General features: G+C 38.8%; 1 protein-coding gene. It reads left to right on the forward strand.

Annotated elements, in window-relative coordinates; genetic code table 11:
* Positions 1 to 567: 567 nt before the first annotated feature.
* Positions 568 to 1764 (forward strand): protein rep, encoded by a 1197-nt coding sequence (locus tag AC4MCC_RS14625; RefSeq protein ID WP_491885887.1) that lies wholly within the window; start codon positions 568 to 570, stop codon positions 1762 to 1764.
* Positions 1765 to 1913 lie beyond the last annotated feature (149 nt).

The raw sequence follows: 1913 nt of genomic DNA on the forward strand, positions 1-1913 counted from the left end.
TATCACTGTTCTGTGTCTATCTGTGTCAAAAATATTGCAAGATACTGTTATTTCTATTTTTTTATGGCGTTTTGTGTCATGTTGTGTCATTTGCTAGCTATGAAAATTGTTAGCAAAAGGATAGCTTTTGGATAGCTTTTGGATAGCTTTTGGATAGCTTTTGGATAGCTTTTGGATAGCTTTTGGATAGCTTTTGGATAACAAAATATACCTAAGTTATTGATATTGGAATTTTGGGTTTTGGCAACCTGAATAGGTGCGTATGGTGTGTATCAAAAAAATCGGGCTTGCACCGATTTTAAGGGCGTCTGCAATATCCAAAAATCGCCTTAACGATTTTCAATTTTCGCAACAAACTGAGCGAAGCTCTTTTGAGGGAGGAGGAGTTTGCCGACCGACCGACCCGAAAAAGATGTGAGCGAAGCCTTGAAAATAATTAATTTATTGGCGTATATTGGGCTTGCACTAAAGTCCTGTGCAAAGACCTCGTTCACCGTACAGGCAAAAAAATGGGCTGACAGTGCTACCAACACTTCAACCCTTGATGAACATTAAACTGGAATGTCCATGAATACATTTTATGGGAGTAATCCCACTTCTACAAGCTGTAAGTCAGCAATTCACGCTCAAAATCCAATCGAAAAATCGGATTCTCTTGGTATATTTACGAAAACTCAGGCTTCCCTTACGCCACAAGGGTTTCAGAGGATTCATAATTTCCTACTTCAAGATCAATCTGCAAAGCTCTTACCCAAAGAACGTGTTATCCATTGTTTGAAAAAACGAATAGATAAAACCAAGTTGCGAGAGATCAAATACAACGAAGAACGAAAAAAAGCTCATTGGTGCAACGTGCAACGATGTGGCTCAATTTGGATTTGTCCTGTCTGTGCAAAGCAGATTACGGAAAAACGTAGGGAAGAATTAAAACTTGGCATAGACCGTTGGAAAACACGCCACAATGGCTCTATTTTCCTCTTAACGCTCACTTTCAGTCATTCGATGGGTCAACCATTAAAAGTCCTCTTAGATGGGCTTAAAAGGGCAATGAAGCGTTTTTATGAAGATAACCGTGTAAAGGCAATCCAAAAAGAATTAGGTGTGAATTATAAGATCAAAGGTTTTGAGGTGACTTTTGGCAAAAATGGTTGGCATCCCCACCACCATATCCTCCTGCTAAACGATTGCTATCGTTTAGACTTTAAAAAATATATTAAGGAATTATCTGCTCTTTGGATTAAAGCCTGTATTAAATCCGGATTAAACGCTCCATCCATGCAACATGGATTAGATATACGTGATGGTACTTATGCCCAAGAATATATATCAAAGTGGGGTTTGGAATCTGAATTAACCAAAGGGCATATTAAAAAGGGTCGTGGTGATTCTTTAACTCCATTCGATTTGCTCCAATTATCCATTGATGATCAGGAAATATTTGGGCGTAAACCCTCTAAACTGTGGCAAGAATTTGGTGTAGCAATCAAAGGTGCAAGGCAATTAGAGTGGGGTCGTGGATTAAAAAAATTATTATTAATCCAAGAAAAAACGGATGAAGAATTAGCAGAAGAAACAGAAGAAAATGCTATTAGTTTAAGGACTGTGGACGATTATATATTTAGTTTACTTTGCCATTATCAAAAACGTCATACGTTCCTTGAGTGTTTAGAAAGGGATTATGAAAATGGGTGTTTTGGTTCAGGTGAAGCAGAAGAATTATTGGTTGGTATTTTAGAAAGGCATTTGGCTGATCTCCAAGATTAACCGAGCGAGTGTCTACGAGCGACCACACGGTATAAAAATTTCAGAACTTTTCCTCCCTGATTACAATGCTCCCTGTCGCCTACAAGCGGTAGGGGCAGAGCCATCCCGAATGGGTGGCGACAACATGACAATTTGACAACATGACAACG

Source organism: Acinetobacter sp. CAU_H_56 (genome assembly GCF_058599425.1).